This is a genomic window from Pseudomonas sp. SMN5 (genome assembly GCF_052041925.1).
GTDB lineage: Bacteria > Pseudomonadota > Gammaproteobacteria > Pseudomonadales > Pseudomonadaceae > Aquipseudomonas.
On record NZ_JBKGGX010000040.1, the window covers coordinates 10,949 to 33,904 of the forward strand.

17 protein-coding genes and 1 pseudogene are annotated in these 22,956 nt (G+C 63.8%); 11 read left to right on the forward strand and 7 right to left on the reverse strand.

From position 1 onward, the window contains the following. Positions 1-5: 5 nt before the first annotated feature. From ACLEJR_RS25825 to ACLEJR_RS25860, 8 genes are all read left to right on the forward strand, one after another. The gene (locus ACLEJR_RS25825; protein ID WP_440793344.1) at positions 6-950 is read left to right on the forward strand and encodes a DUF58 domain-containing protein; all 945 of its coding nucleotides are present in this window, start codon (positions 6-8) and stop codon (positions 948-950) included. Then, positions 947-1,441, forward strand: a complete 495-nt coding sequence (locus tag ACLEJR_RS25830; protein ID WP_440793346.1) for a DUF4381 domain-containing protein — start codon at positions 947-949, stop codon at positions 1,439-1,441. The genes ACLEJR_RS25825 and ACLEJR_RS25830 overlap by 4 nt, the downstream gene beginning before the upstream one ends. Continuing rightward, positions 1,434-2,513: a vWA domain-containing protein gene (locus ACLEJR_RS25835; RefSeq protein ID WP_440817475.1), complete on the forward strand. Its 1,080-nt coding sequence runs from the start codon at positions 1,434-1,436 to the stop codon at positions 2,511-2,513. Before ACLEJR_RS25830 ends, ACLEJR_RS25835 begins: the two co-directional genes overlap by 8 nt. After that, complete coding sequence (locus ACLEJR_RS25840; protein WP_440817476.1) at positions 2,510-4,243, forward strand: tetratricopeptide repeat protein; 1,734 nt, start codon at positions 2,510-2,512, stop codon at positions 4,241-4,243. The genes ACLEJR_RS25835 and ACLEJR_RS25840 overlap by 4 nt, the downstream gene beginning before the upstream one ends. After that, the gene (locus ACLEJR_RS25845) at positions 4,240-5,877 is read left to right on the forward strand and encodes a BatD family protein (RefSeq protein WP_440817479.1); all 1,638 of its coding nucleotides are present in this window, start codon (positions 4,240-4,242) and stop codon (positions 5,875-5,877) included. Before ACLEJR_RS25840 ends, ACLEJR_RS25845 begins: the two co-directional genes overlap by 4 nt. A 706-nt stretch (positions 5,878-6,583) precedes the next feature. Then, positions 6,584-7,828: an exonuclease SbcCD subunit D C-terminal domain-containing protein gene (locus tag ACLEJR_RS25850; protein ID WP_440793354.1), complete on the forward strand. Its 1,245-nt coding sequence runs from the start codon at positions 6,584-6,586 to the stop codon at positions 7,826-7,828. After that, positions 7,825-11,466 carry an AAA family ATPase gene (locus tag ACLEJR_RS25855; protein WP_440817482.1) on the forward strand — a complete coding sequence of 1,214 codons (3,642 nt, stop codon included), beginning with the start codon at positions 7,825-7,827 and terminating at the stop codon, positions 11,464-11,466. Before ACLEJR_RS25850 ends, ACLEJR_RS25855 begins: the two co-directional genes overlap by 4 nt. Continuing rightward, the gene (locus ACLEJR_RS25860; RefSeq protein WP_440817483.1) at positions 11,463-12,065 is read left to right on the forward strand and encodes a glutathione S-transferase; all 603 of its coding nucleotides are present in this window, start codon (positions 11,463-11,465) and stop codon (positions 12,063-12,065) included. Before ACLEJR_RS25855 ends, ACLEJR_RS25860 begins: the two co-directional genes overlap by 4 nt. Positions 12,066-12,215: 150 nt before the next feature. Here ACLEJR_RS25860 and ACLEJR_RS25865 read toward each other — a convergent pair whose 3' ends face one another. From ACLEJR_RS25865 to ACLEJR_RS25895, 7 genes are all read right to left on the reverse strand, one after another. After that, positions 12,216-12,341 (reverse strand): hypothetical protein, encoded by a 126-nt coding sequence (locus tag ACLEJR_RS25865; protein ID WP_261978327.1) that lies wholly within the window; start codon positions 12,339-12,341, stop codon positions 12,216-12,218. 167 nt (positions 12,342-12,508) lie between these two features. After that, a complete protein-coding gene (locus ACLEJR_RS25870; RefSeq protein ID WP_440793360.1) occupies positions 12,509-12,688 on the reverse strand; it encodes a hypothetical protein in 180 nt (59 codons plus the stop codon). Between the two features lie 156 nt (positions 12,689-12,844). Next, complete coding sequence (locus ACLEJR_RS25875; protein ID WP_440817484.1) at positions 12,845-14,020, reverse strand: lactonase family protein; 1,176 nt, start codon at positions 14,018-14,020, stop codon at positions 12,845-12,847. Next, complete coding sequence (locus ACLEJR_RS25880) at positions 14,007-14,303, reverse strand: DUF5629 family protein (protein ID WP_440817487.1); 297 nt, start codon at positions 14,301-14,303, stop codon at positions 14,007-14,009. The genes ACLEJR_RS25875 and ACLEJR_RS25880 overlap by 14 nt, the downstream gene beginning before the upstream one ends. 237 nt (positions 14,304-14,540) lie before the next feature. Beyond that, complete coding sequence (locus tag ACLEJR_RS25885) at positions 14,541-16,121, reverse strand: aldehyde dehydrogenase (NADP(+)) (protein ID WP_440817489.1); 1,581 nt, start codon at positions 16,119-16,121, stop codon at positions 14,541-14,543. A gap of 13 nt (positions 16,122-16,134) precedes the next feature. Continuing rightward, complete coding sequence (gene araD1 / locus ACLEJR_RS25890; RefSeq protein WP_440793368.1) at positions 16,135-17,127, reverse strand: AraD1 family protein; 993 nt, start codon at positions 17,125-17,127, stop codon at positions 16,135-16,137. Positions 17,128-17,371: 244 nt separating this feature from the next. Then, positions 17,372-18,694 (reverse strand): MFS transporter, encoded by a 1,323-nt coding sequence (locus ACLEJR_RS25895; protein WP_440817491.1) that lies wholly within the window; start codon positions 18,692-18,694, stop codon positions 17,372-17,374. Between the two features lie 193 nt (positions 18,695-18,887). On the opposite strand from ACLEJR_RS25895, the gene ACLEJR_RS25900 reads away from it, so the two are divergent. The 3 genes and pseudogenes from ACLEJR_RS25900 to ACLEJR_RS25910 all read left to right on the forward strand — a co-directional run. Then, positions 18,888-20,624, forward strand: a complete 1,737-nt coding sequence (locus tag ACLEJR_RS25900; RefSeq protein WP_440793372.1) for an IlvD/Edd family dehydratase — start codon at positions 18,888-18,890, stop codon at positions 20,622-20,624. 318 nt (positions 20,625-20,942) lie between these two features. Then, on the forward strand, positions 20,943-21,662 hold the full coding sequence (locus ACLEJR_RS25905; RefSeq protein WP_440793374.1) for a FadR/GntR family transcriptional regulator: 720 nt from the start codon (positions 20,943-20,945) through the stop codon (positions 21,660-21,662). 139 nt (positions 21,663-21,801) lie between these two features. Continuing rightward, positions 21,802-22,956: pseudogene (locus ACLEJR_RS25910) on the forward strand (hypothetical protein); the annotation flags it as partial.

The following is a 22,956-nucleotide window of genomic DNA, read 5'->3' on the forward strand; positions in this document are numbered from 1 at the left end:
GAACCATGAATAACCCACTGGCGCCCGCACCGGGCATCCGCGTCAGCCTGTCGGAGCTGATCGAGATGCGCCATCGCGTGCGCGAGGTGCAGTTGTTCTCGACACCCGGCCAGCGCAGCCCGTTGATTGGCCTGCACCATTCCAAGCTGCGCGGGCGCGGGGTGGATTTCGATCAGGTGCGGGTCTATCAGGCCGGCGACGACGTGCGCACCATTGACTGGCGCGTCACCGCTCGCACTCAGGAGCCCCACACCAAACTGTTCCATGAAGAGCGCGAGCGGCCGATCTTCATCATGATCGAGCAGAGCCACCGGCTGTTCTTCGGCTCCGGCCAGATGTTCAAATCGGTACTGGCAGCCCAGGCCGCCAGCCTGATCGGCTGGGCCGCGCTGGGGCATAACGACCGGGTCGGCGGGCTGGTGTTCGGCAACAACACCCATTACGAAGTCAAGCCGAGGCGCAGCAAACAGAGTCTGTTGCAGTTGCTCAATCGGCTGGTGCGGGTCAATCAGTCGCTGCATCCCGAAGGCGAACCGGACCGCGACTCCTTCGGTATCGCCCTGCGCCGGGCCCGAGAAGTGCTGCGGCCCGGCAGCCTGGCGATCATCATTTGCGACGAGCGTGCGCTGTCCGACAGTGCCGAACAGCAACTGAGCCTGTTGTCGCGTCATTGCGACCTGTTGCTGCTGCCCCTGTCCGATCCGCTGGATCATGCCCTGCCCGCCGCCGGCCTGCTGCGGTTTGCCCAACGCGGCGCGCAATTGGAGCTCGACACTCTGAATGTCGAACTGCGCCAGGCCTATCGCGCCCAGGCCGAAGTGCGCCTGGAGCGTTGGGAAATGCTTGCGCAAAAGCTGCGGATCCTAATGATGCCCTTGAGCACCCAGGGCGACATGGTCGAACAACTGCGCGAGTACCTGAACCCCAAGCGGGCCGGGAACAGCCGATGAGCAGCCTCGATCAATTGCAGCCGCTGATGGCGCCGCCGCCGATTGGTTTCTGGCCCCCTGCGCCAGGCTGGTGGCTGCTGCTGGTGTTGATCCCCTTGCTGGGCCTGGGCCTGTGGCAGTTGCGTCGGTTCATCCCCGCCAAACGCCCCGAAACCCGTGCAGAACAACCGCTGGATCCGGTGCGCCTGGCGGCCCTGGCCGAACTCGCCCTGCTGCCCAAGCCCTACGACGGCGCGCCGGCCGGCGCCTGGTTGCAGCAACTAAACGGGCTGCTCAAGCGCCTGTGCCGCAACCATTACCCCTATAGCCAGAGCCACACCCTTAACGGCCGTAAATGGCTGGCATTCCTGGATAACCGCTGCCCGGCCGCCGGCCTCACCCGTTGGATGGTGCTGGTGGAAGGCGCCTACAAACCCGAGTGCAAACTGGATGACAAAGCCATCGCCGGGCTGACCCAGGCGGTCGAAATCTGGATTCGCAAACATGTTTGAATTTGCCTGGCCGTGGGTGTTCGCCCTGTTGCCACTGCCGTGGCTGATGCGTCTGGTGCTGCCGCCGGCCGACAGCGGCGAGCCGGCGCTCAAGGTCAGTTTCCTCGGCGACCTCGAAGGCCTCGTCGGGCGCCGGGCCCGGGCCAACCTGCCGACCTGGCGCCAGCAGGCGCCCTTCATCCTGATCTGGCTGTTTTTGCTGATCGCCGCTGCCCGTCCGCAATGGCTCGGGGAACCGCTGCCCATTGCCGCCAGCGGTCGGGATCTGTTGGTGGCCGTGGATGTCTCGGGATCGATGGACTTTCCCGACATGCAATGGAAGGACGAAGAAGTCAGTCGCCTGTCGCTGGTCCAGCACATGCTCGGGGATTTTCTCGAAGGCCGCGAAGGCGACCGGGTCGGGCTGATCCTGTTCGGCAGCCAGGCTTACCTGCAAGCGCCGCTGACCTTCGACCGCCGCACCGTTCGGCGCTGGCTCGACGAAGCACGGATCGGCATCGCCGGCAAGAACACCGCCATCGGCGATGCCATCGGCCTGGCCCTCAAACGCCTGCGCCAGCGTCCGGCCCACAGCCGCGTGCTGATCCTAGTCACCGACGGCGCCAACAATGGAGGTGAAATCGACCCGCTGACCGCCGCCCGTCTGGCCGCCGACGAGGGTGTGAAAATCTATCCGATCGGCATTGGCGCCGACCCCGAGCAAAGCGGCTCCACCGGTTTTCTTGGCGTCAACCCAAGCCTGGACCTCGACGAACCGACCTTGAAAGGCATTGCCCAGGTCACGGGTGGCCGGTATTTCCGTGCTCAGGACGGCGAGCAGTTGCTGGCGATCAAGGCCACCCTCGACCAAGTCGAACCGGTGACCCAGCAACCGACCCAGGCCCGACCTGCCCTGGCGCTTTATCATTGGCCCCTGACCGTGGCGCTGCTGCTGAGCGTGTTGCTGGTGGCCCGGGTGCGCTGGCCGGACAATCCGTTGCAGCGCCTGTTCACCCAGCCGCTGTTCCAACCGACCCAACATACCGAGTGGCGCCAGCGCCTCAAGCGGCTGCGCTTGCGGAGACGCCGATGATCGCACTCTGGCCGCATTGGCTGCGCCCTTGGTTCGTATTGCTGCTGCCCTTGCTGGGCTGGCTGCTCTGGCAACTGTGGCACCGGCAGAAACGCGTAGGCCGCTGGCAGATGATTCTGCCCCCGGCCTTCCATAGCGTGCTGCTCAGTGGCGGCAGTGGCCGCGAAAGCCGGTTACCGTGGATTGCCTTGGGCCTGGCCTGGTTGTTGATCGTGCTGGCCTTGCTGGGGCCGAGCTGGGCGCGCGTCGAACAGACCAGCCAACGCCCCGCCGACCCACTGGTGGTGCTGCTGGAACTGACCCCGGAGATGCTCGCCACCGACGCTCCACCTACGCGCCTGGAACAGGCCCGGCGCAAAGTGCTGGACCTGCTGCACAATCGCAGCGACGCGCAGACCGCGATCATCGTCTACGCCGGCAGTGCCCACACGCTGGTGCCGCTGTCCGACGATCTCGCCACCAGCGCCAACCTGCTCGAAGCCCTCAAGCCTTCGATCATGCCGCAAAACGGTCATCGGGCCGACCTGGCGGTCAACAAAGCCCTGGCCCTGCTGGACCAGGGTGAACTCGGCCATGGCCGGATCCTGCTGATCGGTTCGTCATTGAGTGAACAGGAACGCCACGGCATCCGCCAGTCCCTGGAAGGTTCCGCCACCCGATGGCTGATGCTCGGCATCGGTACCCGCGAAGGCGCGCCGGTGGCCCAGGAGGATGGCAGCTATCTGAAGGATGCCCAGGGCGCGATCCTGGTGCCACGCCTGGACAATCCGGGCCTCAAGTCCTTCGCCAGCGAGCTGGACGGCCGCTATCGTCAGGCGCGGCTGGATGACAGCGATCTGCGGGGCCTGGGCCTGCTGGACGGTCCGCGCCATCTGCGCAGCGACGGTCAGACCCTGCGCCTGGACACCTGGGCCGACCAGGGATACTGGTTGCTGCTGCCACTGTTGTTGCTAGCTGCCTGCGCCGGGCGTCGCGGCTGGCTGTTCTGCCTGCCGTTGTTGCTGGCGTTGCCGCAGACCGGCCACGCTTTTGAATTCGAGGATTTGTGGTTGCGCCCCGATCAGCAAGGCCAGCATCTGCTCAAGCAGAAGCGCCCGGCCGAGGCCGCCAAGCACTTCGAAGACAGCCAGTGGCAAGGTGTCGCCCTGTATGAAGCTGGCGACTACAGTGCAGCCGCCCAGCGCTTCGCCGAGGGCAACGATGCCCGGGCCCATTACAATCGGGGTAACGCCCTGGCCCGCAGCGGTGAACTGGAAGCGGCGCTGGATGCCTACGAACAAGCCCTGGAGCTGCAACCCGACCTGCGCCCCGCCCAGACCAACAAGGCGCTGGTGCAGAGCCTGTTGAACGAACAGACGCCGCCGACGGACGAACCCAAACCGGCCGACCAGCAAGAGCCGGGGCCCGCCGAACAGGCACCGAATGCCGACGCTCAAGCGCAGTCGTCGGAGCAGGGTCAGCCGTCCGCCGAAACGCCGGCAACGCCGGACGAGGCCCAGCCATCCCACGCCGCCCCGCCCGGTGCCCAGGATGTGCCGGGCAGCGAACTGCCGGACGAGCAGACCACCACCCCGCCGCTGCGCCCCGCCGGCGACCAGCGCAACGAAGAAGAACAACGTCAGGCAATGGAACAATGGCTGCGCCAGATCCCGGATAATCCGGGCGAACTGCTCAGACGTAAATTCTGGTATGAACAGCAAAGCCATCAGGCCCAGGGAAAAACCCCATGACCCGCGTCACCGTCTACCTCCTCGCGTTGTTGTTCTGGGCCTTTGGCGCCCAGGCCGCACAGTTGACTGCCAGCGTGGACCGCGGCCGCGTGAACTCCGGGGAAACGGTGGAACTGACCCTGGAATCCAACGACGCCACGCTGTTCGGCAAACCCGACCTGAGCCCGCTCCAGGCGCTGTTCGATGTACGCGGCACCCGCCAGGTCAACCAGCTGACTACCCTAGACGGCGAGAACCGCGCCACCACGCGCTGGATCGTGACGCTGCTGCCGCGCCAGAGTGGCACCGTGGTCATCCCCGCGCTGCAACTGGGCGAAGCCACCAGCCAGCCGATCACCCTGCAAGTGATCGAAAGCGAGACCCGCAACGCGTCCGGCACACTTGCGCCGATATTCATCGAAGCCAGCCTCGACCAGCACCAGGTGTACGTGCAGGCGCAGGCGATCCTGACCCTGCGCATCTACCATTCAGTGTCGCTGTACGACGACAGCAGCCTGACACCGCTGCACATCCCCGATGCACGCACCGAGCAGCTGGGCGAATCGCGCACCTACGAAAAGGTCATCAACGATGTGCGCCACGGCGTGATCGAGTTGCGGTATGGCATCTATCCCCAGCGCAGCGGTGAGCTGACCGTTCCGGCCCAGACCTTCAGCGCCACGCTGGTCGAACCGGTCGCCCAAGGCGCGGTGCCGTCGGGGCCCAAGCCGGGGCAGCTGATGCGCGTCAGTTCCGAACCGCTGCACCTGAACGTCAAGCCCAAGCCTGCCAGCTACCCGGCCGACGTGCCCTGGCTGCCGGCACGCAGCCTTTCCCTGAGCGAAAGCTGGAGCCCGGAACCGACCCACAGCCAGGTCGGCGACTCCCTCACCCGCAGCCTGACCCTGGAAGCCGAAGGCCTGGCCAGCGCCCAACTGCCGCCCTTGCCCGCCACCGAAATCAATGGTTTGCGGCGTTACCCGGACCAACCGGTCCTGAGCAGCCGCAGCAGCGAGCGCGGTCTGGTGGGCAGCCGTGAAGACCGTGAAGCCCTGGTGCCGAACCGCAGCGGCACCATCGAGCTGCCGCCGGTAGAGGTGGTCTGGTGGAACACCCTGGAAGACCACCTGGACCGCACCAGCCTGCCGGCGCGGACCCTGCAAGTAGCGAACAATCCGAGCCTGATGGTGGATGCGCCAGCGGGCCCGGCGCAAATCGTCACCACCGTGGACAGCGACGCCTTGTGGTACTGGCAGTTGACCAGCTTCATCCTGTTCTGCACCACCCTGCTCGGCCTCGGCTTATGGTGGCGGGCACGCTCGCAGCCGGCGGTGCTGCGTGCGACCCAGGCCGGACCGAGCCCACGCACCCTGCTCGACGACCTCAAGCGCGCCTGCCTGGCCAACGACCCCCACGCCACCCGCCAAGCCCTAGACGCCTGGGCCCGCCAACAACCGGAAACCCTGGCCGACATGGCAGCCCGCTTCGTCCCCCTGTCCGACGCGTTGGACGGCCTCAACGGCGCACTCTACAGCGAGACCGGCCAACACTGGCAAGGCGAAGACCTGTGGCGGGCAATTCGCACCATCCCCACCGCCGACCACTCCAGGGATCCATTGGGCGAGAGTGGGTTGCCACCGCTTTATCCCAAGTAACCCGCCGGGCGGGTGCTCCGATGAAAACCTTCGTGACGACCCCGAGTGGACAAAGCATGCTAGCGAAGCCGATCCATCGTGGGAGCGAGCCTGCTCGCGATGGCGGTGGGTCAGCCAGGCAGATATTGAATGGACCGGCGCCTTCGCGGGTAAACCCGCTCCCACAGGGGTTTGTGGCGGGTGCAGAGTTTGTAGGCGCACCAAGATCACTGTGGGAGCGAGCCTGCTCGCGATAGCGGTGGGTCAGCCAGGCAGATGTTGAATGGACCGCCGCCTTCGCGGGTAAACCCGCTCCCACAGGGTTTTGTGGCGGGTGCAGAGTTTGTAGGCACACCAAGATCACTGTGGGAGCGAGCCTGCTCGCGATAGCGGTGAGTCAGCCAGGCAGATATTGAATGGTCCGCCGCCTTCGCGGGTAAACCCGCTCCCACAGGGTTTTGTGGTGGACACAGAATCTGTATGCACGCCCTTCGCTTTTGTGGCGAGGGAGCTTGCTCCCGCTGGGGCGGTCCGACGCATCGGGCGAAGCGGCCCCTTTTCTTGCGATTGCTGCGCAATCGGGCGGGAGCAGGCTCTCTCGTCACAGGGATCGGTGCTATGGCGAGTGCAACGAAGTAGCACGGGTCCTCTGCGCTGTTTCCCAGTAAACTCCGCTTTTTTCAGCCGCTTTTCTTCACGCGGCCATTACCGTTTTCTGGAGCTTGCCTTGCGTCTGTTTCACACCTCCGACTGGCACCTGGGGCAAAACCTGCACGGCCAGGAGCGCGATTTCGAGCACGGGTGTTTCCTCGAATGGCTGCTGCGCCAGCTGGCCAGCGAAAAACCTGATGTGCTGTTGATCGCCGGCGATATCTTCGACACCGTCAATCCGCCGGTCAAAGCCCAGGAGCGGCTGTACGATTTCATCGTCAGTGCCCACGAACAGAATGCCAACCTGACCATCGTGATGATCGCCGGCAACCACGACTCCGGCTCGCGCATCGAGTTGCCGGCGCCGTTGATGCGGCGCTTGCGCACTCACGCCCTGGGCCGGGTGTTGTGGCTGGACGATGGGCAACTGGATGTCGAGCGCCTGCTGTTGCCGTTGCCCGATGCCAAGGGCAAGGTCAAGGCCTGGTGCCTGGCATTGCCGTTTCTGCGCCCGGCCGAGGTCACCGGCGCGCAGTTGGGCGACGATTACCTGCGGGGCATCGGCCAGGTGCATGAGTGGCTGATCACCGCCGCCAACAGCAAGCGCAAGAAAGGCCAGGCACTGATCGCCGTCAGCCATGCGCACATGGCCGGTGGCTCGGTCTCCGAGGATTCCGAACGCAGCCTGATCATCGGCAATGCCGAAGCCCTGCCCGCCAGCCTGTTCGGCCCGACCATCAGCTACGTCGCCCTCGGTCATTTGCATAAACCACAGAAGGTCAACGGTGAAGAGCGCATCCGCTACAGCGGCTCGCCAATTCCGCTGTCGTTCTCGGAAATCGGCTATCAACACCAGATCCTCGACATCACCCTGGACGGCGAGACCCTCGTCAAGGTCGAACCACGGCTGATTCCCCGGGCCGTCAACCTGCAACGCCTGGGCCCGGCGCCTCTGGCCGAGATCCTGGTACAGCTCAAGGACCTGCCGGACATCGACCTGCTGGCCGACATCCAGCGCCAGCCCTGGCTGGAAGTGCGGGTGCGCCTCGACGAGCCGCAGCCGGACCTGCGTCATCAGGTGGAAACCGCGCTGCAAGGCAAGGCCGTGCGGCTGGTGCGGATTGCCGCCGAATATGCCGGCAATGGTGGCAACGCCAGCGCCGATGACGCCGCCAGCCTGATCGAATTGGATCAACTCAGTCCGCAGGAGCTGTTCAGCCGCGCCTGGCAGGACACCTACGGCAGCGAAGTGGACGAACAGACCCTTAAGGATTTCGCCGTACTGTTGCAAGACGTGCAGATGGAGGACGAGCAAGCATGAAAATCCTCGCGATCCGTCTGAAGAACCTCGCGTCCCTGGCCGGGCCGTTCGAGATCGATTTCACGGCCGAACCCTTGGCCAGTGCTGGCCTGTTCGCCATCACCGGCCCTACCGGCGCCGGCAAGAGCACCCTGCTCGATGCCTTGTGCCTGGCGCTGTTCGGTGCCGTGCCGCGCCTGAGCAACACCGGGCGCGACGCCAAGGTGCCGGACGCCGACGGTGAAATCGCCACCGGCGATCCGCGTACGCTGTTGCGCCGCGGCACGGGTGATGGCTATGCGGAAGTAGATTTTCGTGGCGTCGACGGGCGGCGCTACCGGGCCCGCTGGGAAGCCAATCGCGCCCGGGAAAAGGCCGGCGGCAAGTTGCAAGCCAGCCGCCAGAGCCTGCGCGACCTGGACAACGATCAACTGCTGGCAAGCCAGAAAGGCGAGTACAAGGCCCAGCTCGAAGCGGCCCTGGGCCTGAATTTCGAACAGTTCACCCGCGCCGTGCTGTTGGCCCAAAGTGAGTTCAGCGCGTTCCTCAAGGCCGACGACAACGACCGCAGCGAACTGCTGGAAAAGCTCACCGACACCGCTCTGTACACCCGCCTCGGCCGACGCGCCTTCGACAAGGCCAAGCAAGCCAAGGAAGCTCACAAACAGTTGCAGGACCAGGCCAGCGGCATCACCCCGCTGTCCGTCGAAGCCCGGGCCGAGCTGGACCAGCGCTTCAACGAAGCCCAGCAGCAACTCAAGGCCCAACAGGCGCAACTCAAACAACTGGAGCAGCAGCACAGTTGGCTTAAAGACCTGCGTCAATTGCAGGACGAACAGGCCAGCGCGGCAGAACAACTGCAACAGGCCCAGGCCGATTGGAACGCCCTGGCGGACGAGCGCGTGAAACTGACGCGCCTGGAACAACTCGCGCCCCAGCGTCACCAGTTCATTCGTCAGGCGCAGTTGAGCCATCAGCTTGAGCCCCTGGCGATTCAGATCCAGCAGCTCACCCAACAGCAGATCGACTTGCAGGCTCAACAGGCCGAACGGGAGCAAGCCCTCGGTGCCGCGCAACAAGCGATGGCAACCGCGCAACAGCAAAGCACGGACAGTGCGCCGCTGCTGCGCCAGGCTTTCGACGAGCAAAGCACGCTGGCCCGCCTCACTGCCGACGCCAGCCAAGGTGCGCAACGCCAGGAACAGGCGCAACAGGCCTGCACCGAGGGGCAGCGCACGATCGAGACCCTGTTCGAGCAGCAAAGACAGGTAGCCGAGCGCTTGCAGCGGATCGCCGCCGAACTGGAACAAAGCACGCCTCTGGCACCGCTGAGCGAGGCCTGGAACGCCTATCGTGATCGCCTTCAGCAACTGGTGCTGATCAGCAACCGGCTGAACCAGGGCCAGGCCGAGCTCGCCTCGCTGGAAGACAATGCCAAGCGCGCTGCCGAGGATCTTGCGAGCCAGCGCCAGAACCTTGAAGTGCTCTATAAGGAAGCCGGTGCCGAACCGGAAGCGGTGGCCGAACAGATCCAGTTGCTGGGCAACCTGCTGCAAGACAATCGCAAGCAACAGCGGGCCTTTGAGGAGCTGACCCGCCTCTGGGCCAGCCAGCAAGAGCTGGACAAACGAGGCGCCGAATTGGGACAGCGCCAGCAGCAGGCCTTGCAGGAACGTGACCGACTGGTGCGCGAAGGCGGCGAAGCCAAGGCCGAACTGACGGTCGCCGAACAGACCCTCAGCGTGACCCGTGAATTGCTGGAGCGCCAGCGCCTGGCCCGCAGCGAAAGCGTGGAGCAACTGCGCGCCCAGTTGCAGGACGAGCAACCCTGCCCGGTGTGCGGCAGCGTCGAGCATCCCTATCATCAGCCCGAAGCGCTGCTGCAAAGCCTGGGGCGGCACGATGAAACCGAAGAGGCCAATGCCCGTAAGGCCGTGGACCTGCTCAACGAAAAAGTCATCGAACTGCGCGCCCAGTACAGTGGCGTCATCGCCCAACTGAAAGAGCTCAAACAGCAGCAGGAACAGCTCGCGCAACAGCAACAGAGTCTCGCGCCCAGCCTCGAAGCCCATCCGCTGTCGGCGCAGTTGCTGGCCCAGGACCCCGACAAGCGCGATGCCTGGCTGGCGCACCAGAACAGCCAACTGCACCAGCACATCGAGCAGGACGAACAGCGACAAACCGCCCTGCTCACCTTGCAGCAGGACGCCGCGCGCCTGGCGCAGCAACTGCGCAACGCCGAAACGGCCAGCCAGCAGGCGGCCCAATACCTGAGCAATCAACAGCAGGAACTGGCCCGTGACCGCCAGCGCCTGGAGGAGGAACTGGGACATTTCAGCAACCTGTTGCCGGCGGACACCCTGCAAGCCCTTCGCAGCGAACCCGCGGCGACCTTCATGCAACTCGACCAGCAAATCACCCAGCGTCTCGAACAACGGGAGCAGCAACGCGACGAACTCGGCGAACAGCTCCAGCGCCAGCAGACCCTGGAGAAGGAACAGGACCGCCAGCAGATTCGGGTGCAGCAGCTGGAAGCGGCCCAGCAACAGTTCAAGGCGCTGACCGACCAGCAGCAAGCCTGCCAGCAAACCCTCGCGCAACTGCTGGGCGAACACAGCAGCGCCGAGCAGTGGCAACAGCGGCTCGATCAGACCCTGGAACAGGCACGCTCCGCAGAAGCAGCGGCTACCCGGCAATTGCACGACCTGCGCAATGCCCTGGTGCAATTGGCCGCCGAGCTCAAGGCGCGCCAGGAACAGGCCCAAGCCCTCGACGCCGAACTTCAGGCGCTCGCGACCGGCATCAGCCAGTGGCGCAGCACTCATCCCGAACTTGACGACGCCGCCCTCGATGCCTTGCTCGGCCTCGACGAGCCACATGTCGGCCAACTGCGCCAGCGCCTGCTCAACAGTGAGAAAGCCATCGAGCAGGCCCGCGTGCTGCTGACTGAACGCGAACAACGCCTGCACAACCACCAGGCCCAGCACAACGGCAACCTGGAGCCCGAAGAGCTGGCCGAAGCCCTCGCCGAACTGCAAAACCAATTCGCCGCCAGCGAGCAACAATGCGCCGAGTTGCGCGCCCAGCAAGCGGAGGACCAGCGTCGACAGAACGCTAACCAGGCCCTGACCCAGCAGATCGAACAGGCCTACGCCGAGTATCAACGCTGGGCGCGCCTGGACGCGCTGATCGGCTCGGCCACCGGCGACCGTTTCCGCAAACTCGCCCAGGCCTACAACCTCGACCTGCTGGTGCACCACGCCAACGCCCAACTGCGCCAACTGGTGCGCCGCTACCGCCTCAAGCGTGGCGGCAGCATGCTCGGGCTGCTGGTGCTGGATACGGAAATGGGCGATGAACTGCGCTCGGTGCATTCGTTGTCCGGCGGCGAAACGTTCCTGGTGTCCCTGGCCCTGGCATTGGGGCTGGCCTCGATGGCGTCGAGCACGCTGCGGATCGAGTCACTGTTCATCGACGAAGGCTTCGGCAGCCTCGATCCGGAGTCGCTGCAACTGGCGATGGACGCCCTCGACGGCTTGCAGGCCCAGGGTCGTAAGGTCGCGGTGATTTCCCACGTGCAGGAAATGCACGAGCGGATTCCGGTGCAGATCCAGGTGCGGCGCCAAGGCAACGGCTTGAGTACGGTGGAAGTGAAATGAACCGCGCCGTGCTCTATTCCTTCCGCCGCTGCCCCTACGCCATGCGGGCGCGCATGGCGCTGCGCTACAGCGCGGTGGAGCTGGAGATTATTGAAGTCAGCCTGAAGGCCAAGCCGGCCGAGATGCTCGCGCTGTCCAGCAAAGGCACGGTGCCGGTGCTGTGGGCCGATGGCCGGGTGATCGATGAAAGCCTGGAGATCATGGACTGGGCCTTGGCCCGGCATAATCCGCAGGACTGGCGATTGCTGGGCGATCCCGCCGGCCAAGCGCTGATGGCGGCGTTGATTCGTGAAAACGACCAGGTGTTCAAGCAGCACTTGAACCGCTACAAGTACCCCGAACGTCATCCGGAGCATCCGGTGGAGCACTATCGAGCCGAGGGTGAGGGTTTTCTACGCCAGTTGGAGGCGTTGCTCGAAACCCGGCCATTTCTGGCGGCGCAGCACCAGAGCCTGGCGGACGTGGCGCTGATGCCCTTCGTGCGCCAGTTCGCCCATGTCGACCGCCAATGGTTTGCCCAGGCGCCCTACCCGAATCTGCAGCGCTGGTTGCAGCGGTTTCTCGATTCGGAGCTGTTCGTGGCGATCATGGCCAAGTAACTGCCTGCATGCGCCCTGGTTGGACAGGAAACATAGTGCGCCCCCTGTGGCGAGGGAGCTTGCTCCCGCTGGGCTGCGCAGCAGACCCCTTTTTGCGATTGCTGCGCAATCGAGCGGGAGCAAGCTCCCTCGCCACAAAAGCAGTCGAATTCAATCACTGAGCAAACTGAGTAATCGCTCCCTCGCCACTTCCAACTCACCGGGCACCGGCTGGGCAGCAGAAACAATCGGGGTGGAGTAGAGAAACAGCAGCATCACGGCCAGGCGCATCACCATGGGTCGATCCTTATCGGCAAGGAGTCAATTTATCAGCGTCAAATTTAAACACATGGCCATGTGATATTACAGCAAGAATTAATGCGAACCCTGGAAACGACGAAGCCTGCGATCTTTTCTCTTGTTGAAAGATGAAAAGATCGCAGGCTTCAGTTGTCGCGTGTCGCTCAGTGTTGGGTCTTGTGATCCAGCGCGGCGTAGAAGTTGGCGCTCTGTTGCAGGTATTTCTCGGTGTAGCTCTGGGTGTGGTTTTTCCGGTTGTTGATCTCGATGCTCGCGCTGGCTGGCAAGGCCACGGTGGCGGAGATAGCGGAAGCGGCGATTACGGAGAAGAGATTGAGATTCATGGCGGTAGTCCTCGGATTCAGTTGGCGGTCATGCCCGGTTGGGCCGTGAAGCAAACTTACGCGCCGAGGCGTCTCGTCTTGAAATGCTTTGCACTGCTAGCGAATATCAGCCTCATTGATACAACGGCGCAGGCCCCGAACCACGGGGCCTGCGGTCTATTGACGCACCACGAACTTCAAGTCGCTCGGCGCATCCATCGGCAGTTTTTGCACGGTCTTACCCAGGAGGCCGGTCTTCGAATCGCGCTCGAGCACCACGATCTGGTTGCTCTTCTGGTTGGCGATCAACAGGAATCGGCCGCTCGGGTCGAGGCTGAATTCCCGGGGATGATCGCCCTCGACGGAGCGCCGTTGCAGCTCTTTCAGCGTGCCGGACGCCGGGTCGATGGCAAACACCAGCAGCTCGTTGGTGGTGCCCCGGTTGCTGACGTACAGGAACTTGCCATCCTTCGAGGCATGCAACGCCGCGGCCGCCCTGCCCGGCTGAGGCTTGCCGGCCGCCAGCTCCACCAGTTGGCGCTGGATCAGGCGTCCATCCTGGTAATCGAACACCGCCACCTGGGCGCTCATCTCCATGGTCAGCCAGGCGTGCTTGCCGTCGGCGCTGAACAGCAGATGGCGCGGGCCGCTTCCGGGCGGCAATTGCACGAAGGCCGGGTCGGCAGCGGTCAACGGCAGTTCGGGGTTGGCTTTGGGGTCGTAGCGGTAGATGAACACCTTGTCCGCCCCCAGGTCATTGGCGAACACATACTTGCCATCGGGCGAGGACACCGCCGCGTGCACATGCGCCGACATTTGCCGCTCAGGGTTGACCCGGCTCGGCTGATGGCTGCTCAACTGCACCGGCGGCGAAAGCTTGCCGTCAGCCGCGACCGGCAACACCGCCAGGGTGCCGCCCGGGTCTTCGACCACCGAGTAATTGCTGACCAGCAGGTGCCGGCCGTCGCCGCTGAGGCTGGAGTGGGTCGGCTCGTTGCCCAGGGACTGCACCTGGTTGATCAGGCTCAACTCATGGGTCTTCGGGTCAACGGCGTAGCTGCTGACTTTGCCCACCGGGTCTTTCTGTCCCGGCCCGTTTTCGTTGACCACGAACAGCCGACTCATGTCCGGCGAAAGGGTCAGCCACGAGGGATTGTCGGTCTTGATCACTTGCAGCGGTCTGGCATCGAGCTGGCCGGTGCTACTGTCGAATTGCAGGCGGTAGATGCCCTGGCTCTGGCCGGCGGTGTAGGAACCCACCAGCAATTGATGACGCTCCTCGGTGCCCGCCTGGACGCCCATGGCGCCCACGCTGCCGGCCATCAACAGCGGCCAGAGACTACGCATTTTCATCTTCATCGTCCTCATCGTCGTGGCCGCTGGTCGCTTCCACGCACTCCAGGTGGTGATCGCCCGAATCGCTGGTGATGATCCAGTGCTTGCGGGCCGGGTCAAACGTCGCGGCCTGCATCTGCGCCGGTGTGAAGCGCCAATGTTCGAGGGTGCGACCGTTCATGCATTCGACGTGCAGCTGGTCCTGCTCGTCGAGGGAGAAATCGAATGCGTGCAGCCCGTCAATGATCAGCATGTCGCATTTGTGAAGGGCGTCGAGCAGGGTGTCAGTTACGGCAGTCATGGGAAATCAGTCATTCATGGGGAAGTGGGCATGATAGCCCAATGTGGGCATGGGCCTTGGGCCATAACTTCAGACTCGATGTTGACCGGCCTATCGCCATCGCGAGCAAGCTCGCTCCCACAGTTGGATTTCCAGCGAACACAAACTCTATATTCACAAAAGATCCCCTGTGGGAGCGAGCTTGCTCGCGAAGAGGCCAGCACATCCAATCTCAATGCAACGGCCTCACCGCGCCCCTCAGAGCCCCTCGCGCCCCATCACCCCATCCACCAAGCGCAGGATCCCCAGCGGGTTGGCATCCTTCAGCGGCTCCGGCAACAGGCTGTCCGGATAGTTCTGGAAGCACACCGGCCGCAGGAAGCGATCGATTGCCAAGGTGCCGACCGAAGTGCCACGGGCATCGGACGTCGCTGGGTAAGGTCCGCCATGCACCATCGAATCGCACACCTCCACGCCGGTCGGATAACCGTTGAGCAGGATGCGACCGACTTTCTGTTCCAGCAGCGGGGTCAACTCGCCGAACTGTTCGAAGTCGGCTGGCTCGCCAATGATCGTCGCGGTCAGTTGGCCGTGCAGGCCATTGAGCGCAGCGCTGAGTTGTGCCTGGTCGGCCACTTCGACGAACACAGTCGTCGGGCCGAACACTTCTTCTTGCAGCGCCTCGTCACCGTTGATCAGCAGGCTGGCGTCAGCCTTGAACAGCTGCGGCTGGGCCTGGTTGCCCTGCTGCTCGCGCCCGGCCAGGTGCTCGATGCCCGGATGGGCCAGGAGTTTCTGCAGGCCTTTGCCATAGCTTTGCAGCGTGCCGGCGTTGAGCATGGTTTGTGGGGCCTGGTCGCCGATCAACGCAGCCACTTGTTGGGTGAACGCGGTGAACTGCGGCGAGCGGATGCCGATCACCAGGCCAGGGTTGGTGCAGAACTGACCGCAGCCCTGCACCACCGAGGCGGTCAGGTCACGGGCAACGGTTTCGGCGCGGTTTTCCAAGGCCTTGGGCAACACGATCACCGGGTTGATGCTCGACATCTCGGCGAACACCGGGATCGGCTGCGCACGTGCCGCCGCCATGTCGCACAGGGCCCGCCCGCCGCGCAGGGAACCGGTGAAGCCGACCGCCTGAATTGCCGGGTGCTTGACCAGCCACTCACCGACGCCACCGCCGTAGATCATGTTGAACACACCGGCCGGCATAGAGGTTTTCTCGGCGGCGCGGATGATCGCATCAGCCACCCATTCGGCCGTCGCCATGTGACCGCTGTGGGCCTTGAACACCACCGGGCAACCGGCGGCCAGGGCCGACGCGGTGTCGCCACCTGCAGTGGAGAATGCCAACGGGAAGTTGCTGGCGCCGAACACCGCCACCGGGCCCAGGCCGATGCGGTACTGGCGCAGGTCAGGCCGTGGCAGCGGCGTGCGCTCCGGCAGGGCGCGGTCGATGCGCGCGCCGTAGAAATCGCCGCGACGCAAGACCTTGGCGAACAGGCGCATCTGACCGCTGGTGCGCCCGCGTTCGCCCTGGATACGTGCCGCCGGCAAGGCGGTTTCACGGCAGACCACGGCCACGAAATCATCGCCCAGGGCGTCCAGCTCATCGGCAATAGCTTCGAGAAACTCGGCCCGACGCACTGCACTCAGGTTGCGATAGGTCGGGTATGCGGCAGCGGCAGCCTTGGCGGCGGCGTCGACTTCTTCTGCCGTGGCCTGGATGAATTCACCGGGCAGGTTTTCACCGGTGCTCGCATCGACGCTTTGCAGGCGGGTCTGGCCGGCCGCGCTGCGCGCCCCGCCGATATAGTTGTGGCCAAGGATCTGGTTCATCGCAAGTCTCCTCTTAAAGTGTGCCGATAGTACCCGGGTTGAACACCGCGTCCACCGGGGCAATGCCATTGACCAGCGGCGCACCGAACTCGGCCTGGCTGATCTCGAACACATCCCCCGGCTGGGTGCGGATGCCGTCGGCGAACGACAGGGTCGCGGTGCCGAAGAAGTGAACGTGGACGTCTCCCGGACGCAGGAACTGACTGTACTTGAAATGGTGGAATTCCAGGTTTTCGAGGCTGTGGCACATGTTCGCCTCGCCGCTGAGGAATTCGTTCTGCCACAGCACTTCGCCGTTGCGCAGGATGCGACTGGTCCCGGACAGATGTTGAGGCAATTCACCGACGCGAAGTTCCGGACCAAAACTGCAACTGCGCAATTTCGAGTGGGCCAGGTACAGGTAATTCTTGCGCTCCATCACGTGGTCGGAGAACTCGTTGCCCACGGCAAAGCCCAGGCGATACGGCTTGCCGTCGAAGCCGATGACGTACAGGCCGCTGATCTCCGGCTCCTCACCGGCGTCTTCAGCAAACGGTGGCAGCGGGAACGGATGGCCCGGGCGCACGACAATGCTGCCGTCGCCCTTGTAGAACCATTCCGGTTGCACGCCGGCCTGCCCGGCCTGGGGCTTACCGCCCTCCACGCCCCACTTGAAGATGCGCATGGTGTCGGTCATGGCGCTTTCGTCGCCGGCCTGCTGGTGCATCTTGTCCCGCGCCGAGGCACTGCCCAGGTGGGTCAGGCCGGTGCCGCTGACCAGCAGGTGCGCCGGGTCCGGGTGGTCCAGAGGCGGCAACACGCGTAGCTCAGCGAGCAACCGTGGGTAGTCATGGGCAGCGCCCAAACCCAGGCCATTGACCTGCTGCTCAAGCTTCACCCCCGCCTCGATGGCCGCCAGCGCCAGCTCCCGTACCGTCTGCGCGCCCAACACTTCGCGCACCTGATCGCCCTCGACCACACCGACGCGGCGTTCACCGTTGGGCAATTCGAATTGAACTAAACGCATGGATTTTCTCCTGTGAAACCAATATGAACATGCAGTGAACTGTCGGTCCTCTTGCGCGCTTTTGTGGCGAGGGAGCTTGCTCCCGCTGGGGTGCGAAGCGCCCCCACTCGAAGCGCCAAGTGTATTGAGGCAATACACAATCGCCTGTCTTGCGACTGCTACGCAGCCGAGCGGGAGCAAGCTCCCTCGCCACAAAAGCTACTCCCCACAGTGATTGCAATGACCTCAGTTGATTACGGTGACCTCAGCTACGCGTCGCCCCCCGGGCGCTGGCCGCGAACTGATCCGCCGGCAGCGCGTGCTTGCGTTCCAGCAGCCGATACACCACACCGGTCAACACCAGGCCGAACACCATCACGCACGACAGGAAATACAGCCCCGACGCCAGACTACCGGTGTACTCCTTCAGCGCGCCGATCACGAACGGTCCGATGTAGCCACCCAGGTTGCCCACCGAGTTGATCAAGGCAATGCCCGCCGCCGCACTGGCGCCGGCGAAAAAACGTCCTGGCAAGGTCCAGAACACTGCGGTGCAGGAAAACAGCGCGAACGCCACCAGGCACAACGCCGCCAGTTGCAGTACCGGCACCGAGAGCCAGGCACTCAGGAACAAACCGATGGCGCCAAGCACGTAAAGCACGGCCAGATGACCGTAGCGGTCGTTCAAACGGTCAGAGCTGCGCGGGATGATCAGCAAACCGATGATGCCGAAGATGTACGGCACGGAAGACACGAAGCCGGTCACCAGGTCGCTGCCGCCGAACTGTTTGATCAGCGTCGGCAGCCACAAGCCCAGGCCGTAGATGCTCAGGGTCACCGGCAGGTAGAACAGCGCCAGGAGCAAGACGCGCTTGTCCTTGAGCGCATGCAGCGGGTTGCCGTGGCGGGTCTGGCCGTATTCCTGCAGGTCTTTTTTCAGTTCACCGGTCAGCCAGTCCTTCTCGGCCTGGTCCATCCACTTCACCTGTTGCGGGCCGTCAGGCAGGTAACGCAGCACTGGCCAGGTCAGCAGCACCGCCGGTAGGCCGATGACGATGAACAGCCACTGCCAGCCATGCAGGCCCAATATCCCGTCCATGCCCAGCAAGCCGCCGGACACGGGACCGGTGATCATCATCGCGATGGGTTGGGAAAGAATGAACAGGCCAAGGATCTTGCCGCGGTGGCGCACCGGGAACCATTGGGTGATGTAGTACAGCACGCCAGGGAAGAAACCCGCTTCGGCGGCACCCAGCAAAAAGCGCATTACATAGAAGCTATGGGGGCCCTGGACGAACGCCATGCCGATGGTGATCGCGCCCCAGGTGATCATGATCCGGGCAAACCAGCGCCGGGCACCGAAGCGTTCGAGCATCAGGTTACTGGGGATCTCCAAGAGGAAATAGCCGATGAAAAACAGACCCGCGCCCAGACCGTAGGCCGCATCGCCGATGCCGATGTCGGCGCCCATGTGCAGCTTGGCGAAGCCCACCGCAGAGCGGTCCACGTAGGCGATCAGGTACAGCAGGATCAGGAAGGGAATCAGTTTAAGCGTGATGCGACGAATAAGCCGCAATTCCTGGCTCATGGGACCGGTCTCCGATTGTTGTTGTTATAGAACCTCGGGGGATTTCTCAGGTGAATGAGCACCCGGACAATCCCTCCGTTGAGTCGGACTATATAGTAATACTATTTACCCAACAACACTTCCAAACCGGACAAATTGCGCTTATGTTACGCTTCATCCAGAACAATATAGTCATACAATAAGAGAATCGATCATGTCTGATAAGAAACCTTCCCTGCGCTCGGCCCAATGGTTTGGCACTGCCGACAAGAACGGCTTCATGTACCGCAGCTGGATGAAAAATCAGGGCATCGCCGACCACCAGTTCCACGGCAAGCCGATCATCGGTATCTGCAATACCTGGTCGGAGCTGACACCGTGCAACGCGCACTTCCGGCAGATTGCCGAGCACGTCAAGCGCGGCGTGATCGAAGCCGGCGGCTTCCCGGTGGAATTCCCAGTGTTCTCCAATGGCGAATCGAACCTGCGCCCCACCGCCATGCTGACCCGCAACCTGGCGAGCATGGACGTGGAAGAGGCGATTCGCGGCAACCCGATTGACGGCGTCGTGCTGCTCACCGGTTGCGACAAGACCACGCCGGCATTGCTGATGGGTGCAGCCAGTTGCGACGTGCCGGCCATCGTCGTCACTGGCGGGCCGATGCTCAACGGCAAGCACAAGGGCCAGGACATCGGTTCGGGCACGGTGGTCTGGCAGTTGAGCGAACAGGTCAAGGCCGGCACCATCACCATCGACGACTTCCTCGCGGCCGAGGGCGGCATGTCCCGTTCGGCGGGCACCTGCAACACCATGGGCACGGCCTCGACCATGGCTTGCATGGCCGAAGCCCTGGGCACCTCGCTGCCGCATAACGCCGCGATTCCGGCGGTGGATGCACGCCGTTATGTGCTGGCGCACATGTCTGGCATGCGTGCGGTGGAGATGGTCCGCGAAGATCTGCGACTGTCGAAGATCCTGACTAAGGAAGCGTTCGAAAACGCCATCCGCGTCAACGCGGCCATCGGCGGCTCGACCAATGCGGTGATCCACCTCAAGGCCATCGCCGGGCGCATCGGGGTGCAACTGGACCTGGACGACTGGACCCGCATCGGTCGCGGCATGCCGACCATCGTCGACCTGCAACCGTCCGGACGCTTCCTGATGGAAGAGTTCTACTATGCCGGCGGCCTGCCGGCGGTGCTGCGCCGTCTCGGCGAGGCCAACCTGATCCCTAACCCGGATGCCCTGACCGTCAACGGCAAGAGCCTGGGCGAGAACACCAAGGACGCGCCGATCTACGGCCAGGACCAGGTCATCCGCACCCTGGACAACCCGATCCGCGCCGACGGCGGCATCTGCGTGCTGCGCGGCAACCTGGCGCCATTGGGTGCGGTCCTCAAGCCGTCCGCCGCGACGCCTGAGTTGATGCAGCATCGCGGTCGTGCGGTGGTGTTCGAGAACTTCGACGAGTACAAGGCGCGGATCAACGATCCGGAACTGGACGTGGATGCCAGCTCGATCCTGGTGATGAAAAACTGCGGGCCCAAGGGTTATCCGGGTATGGCCGAGGTGGGCAACATGGGCTTGCCGGCCAAGCTGCTGGCCCAGGGCGTGACGGACATGGTGCGGATTTCCGATGCGCGCATGAGCGGCACCGCCTATGGCACCGTGGTCCTGCACGTAGCACCGGAAGCCGCCGCCGGCGGACCACTGGCCGCGGTGAAGGAAGGTGACTGGATCGAACTCGATTGCGCCAGCGGCCGCCTGCACCTGGACATCCCAGACGCCGAACTCGCCGCCCGCCTGGCGGACCTCGCGCCGCCGCAACAATTGCTGGTGGGTGGTTATCGCCAACTGTACATCGACCATGTGCTGCAAGCGGACCAAGGCTGCGACTTCGACTTCCTGGTCGGCTGCCGCGGGGCCGAGGTGCCGCGTCACTCTCACTGACCTCTCAGGAGCAAGCTCCCACAGTGATTTTGAGGCGGTCCGGGAATCCATTCCGCCATCAATCCCCTGTGGGAGCGAGCCTGCTCGCGATGGCGTCGGATCAGTCACCTCGATCTTGACTGACACAATCACCTGTGGCGAGGGAGCTTGCTCCCGCTCGGTTGCGTAGCGACCGCCCCAAGGACTGCTTCGCAGTCCAGCGGGAGCAAGCTCCCTCGCCACAGAAGCTCGCCAGGCCTCAGCGTTTGATCTGATGAATGTTCGCCGCGCCTGCTATCATGCGCAGCACCCCTCTCGCACAGGATCGCTTCGCGCCCCATGGATTACCGCAAACCCTCCGACCGCAAAAGCATGCACGCGCGCATTGTCCAGGAACTGGGCATGCAGATCGTCTCCGGACGTTTCAAGCCGGACGATAAGCTGCCTGCCGAAGCCCTGTTGTGTGAAGAGTACGCCGTCAGCCGCCCGGTGCTGCGCGAAGCCACGCGGGTGCTGGTCGCCAAGGGCCTGGTGTATTCACGCCCGCGTGTCGGCACGGTGGTCAAGCCTCGGCGCGAATGGCACATGCTCGATCCGGACGTGCTGCACTGGCTGATGAAAAGCAGCCCGCAGAACGAGTTCTTCGGCCTGCTCACCAGCGTGCGCAGCATCATCGAACCTGCGGCCGCCGCCCTGGCAGCACAGTTCGCCACCGACGCCGACATCGCCGCGATTCGCGAAGCCTATGAGCGCATGGATGCCGCCCCGACGCCCGAAGCCCTGCTGCAACCGGACCTGGACTTCCACAGCCGCATCGCCGACGCCACCCACAACGACCTGCTCGCCAACCTGTGCAACATGCTGTCGGTGGCCATCGCCGAGGCGCTCAAGCATTCCAACCAACGGCCCAACCTCCATGAACTGGCCATGCCGCGGCACAAGGCGATCCTCACCGCCATCGAGAATCGCGACGCCCTCGGCGCCCGCCACGCCACGCTGGTGCAGCTGGACGACGCCCGCAGCGCATTGAACGTCGTGCTGGGGGCCGATCCCGCCTGATCAGGTCAAAAAGCGCAACGCCTGACTGAGCGGCATCGGTCTTGGCGGGCGGTATTTATGTACCGCCTGCCCACGCTCTGGAAGTCGATACTTTTCTCGCCGTCATCCCGACGGCCATGTTTCGTGAAAAGGACTTCTCATGAATACCCCTTCCACCGCTGATTCGATCCCTGCGCTGGCCCAATGTGTCAGCCTGCAATTCGCCGACCGCCCGACCCTCGAACAGGTCGCCCGACGGATGCTCGAACAGGCCCTCAAGAAAACCGACCCCTGGTTGGACATCGACCTCTCCAGGACCCAACTGGCGACACCGGACGGCACCGCACGCGGCTGGCAATTCCGGCCCTTGATGAGCGTGGTCCTCGATTATCTGGCCAGCGGCACTCCCCCGGACTTCAGCCCGAAGGGAACGCTTGACTGCTTCCTTTCCGACGACCCGCCACGGCGCCTCTGGTCAGGCGAACAACGCCTGGACATGGAGGTCATTCGCAGAGCGATTCTTGAACTGCCCTGGAGCGTACCCATTGGCCTTGAAGATGCGCTGGTGCGTTACTGGAGTGACGACATCAGCAGCGTTGGTAAAGCCGATACAAGTGACCCCACCAGTCGCTGGCGCTGGCTCAGCGATGTGCTGCGCAACACCTTGAACCTGCGTGGCCTGCAACAACCCGGCCTCACCGACACCGCGCGCGAAGCCTTGGATCAGATCGTCCGGTGGCCGGACCGCGAGCAACGCTTGTGTCTCAACCGACAGACACCGGTGTACGCCTATCACCTGGAAACCCGGCTCACCACGGGCAGCGACCAGACGGTGCTGCTCGCAAGCGAGGTCCTGTTGACCCGCGCCTACCAGGGCACTGGCGAATTTCTGCTGTGCAGCCCCGGCAGCGTGGTGCAATCCTTCGCTTCCCTGGAGGCCTTCGAACACCATTGGGGAACACGCATCGCCAGCCAGTACACCGTCGACACCATCACCTGCCAGCGCTACGAGATCAGCGGCAACGTCTTCGAAAGCCAGGCGGCCATGCTGCTGGAGCAGCAACTGGCCGACCTGCAAGCGGTGCAATTGCCTGCCGGGATCGACACGCAGGACCTCAAGCATCTCTACCACGACCTGAGCGACCCGGCCCGCTCGCTGCTAGAAGCGCCGAGGCTTTCGCCCGACATGAAGGCCCGCCTTGAGCCCCTGCTGCCCGCCTGGCTGAAAAACGCCGCCATCGACGACCAGACGTCATTCCAGCAATACAGCCTGGGGGGGGGAAGGGCAAAGCGACACCACAAAGGACAGAATTTT

Excerpts from the sequence above, each read along its gene's own strand:
- ACLEJR_RS25825 (WP_440793344.1), top strand. The coding sequence starts at position 6 with ATGAATAACCCACTGGCGCCCGCACCGGGCATCCGCGTCAGCCTGTCG.
- ACLEJR_RS25830 (WP_440793346.1), top strand. The coding sequence starts at position 947 with ATGAGCAGCCTCGATCAATTGCAGCCGCTGATGGCGCCGCCGCCGATT.
- ACLEJR_RS25835 (WP_440817475.1), top strand. The coding sequence starts at position 1,434 with ATGTTTGAATTTGCCTGGCCGTGGGTGTTCGCCCTGTTGCCACTGCCG.
- ACLEJR_RS25840 (WP_440817476.1), top strand. The coding sequence starts at position 2,510 with ATGATCGCACTCTGGCCGCATTGGCTGCGCCCTTGGTTCGTATTGCTG.
- ACLEJR_RS25845 (WP_440817479.1), top strand. The coding sequence starts at position 4,240 with ATGACCCGCGTCACCGTCTACCTCCTCGCGTTGTTGTTCTGGGCCTTT.
- ACLEJR_RS25855 (WP_440817482.1), top strand. The coding sequence starts at position 7,825 with ATGAAAATCCTCGCGATCCGTCTGAAGAACCTCGCGTCCCTGGCCGGG.
- ACLEJR_RS25860 (WP_440817483.1), top strand. The coding sequence starts at position 11,463 with ATGAACCGCGCCGTGCTCTATTCCTTCCGCCGCTGCCCCTACGCCATG.
- ACLEJR_RS25865 (WP_261978327.1), bottom strand. The coding sequence starts at position 12,341 with ATGGTGATGCGCCTGGCCGTGATGCTGCTGTTTCTCTACTCCACCCCG.
- ACLEJR_RS25870 (WP_440793360.1), bottom strand. The coding sequence starts at position 12,688 with ATGAATCTCAATCTCTTCTCCGTAATCGCCGCTTCCGCTATCTCCGCC.
- ACLEJR_RS25875 (WP_440817484.1), bottom strand. The coding sequence starts at position 14,020 with ATGAAAATGCGTAGTCTCTGGCCGCTGTTGATGGCCGGCAGCGTGGGC.
- ACLEJR_RS25880 (WP_440817487.1), bottom strand. The coding sequence starts at position 14,303 with ATGACTGCCGTAACTGACACCCTGCTCGACGCCCTTCACAAATGCGAC.
- ACLEJR_RS25885 (WP_440817489.1), bottom strand. The coding sequence starts at position 16,121 with ATGAACCAGATCCTTGGCCACAACTATATCGGCGGGGCGCGCAGCGCG.
- araD1 (WP_440793368.1), bottom strand. The coding sequence starts at position 17,127 with ATGCGTTTAGTTCAATTCGAATTGCCCAACGGTGAACGCCGCGTCGGT.
- ACLEJR_RS25895 (WP_440817491.1), bottom strand. The coding sequence starts at position 18,694 with ATGAGCCAGGAATTGCGGCTTATTCGTCGCATCACGCTTAAACTGATT.
- ACLEJR_RS25900 (WP_440793372.1), top strand. The coding sequence starts at position 18,888 with ATGTCTGATAAGAAACCTTCCCTGCGCTCGGCCCAATGGTTTGGCACT.
- ACLEJR_RS25905 (WP_440793374.1), top strand. The coding sequence starts at position 20,943 with ATGGATTACCGCAAACCCTCCGACCGCAAAAGCATGCACGCGCGCATT.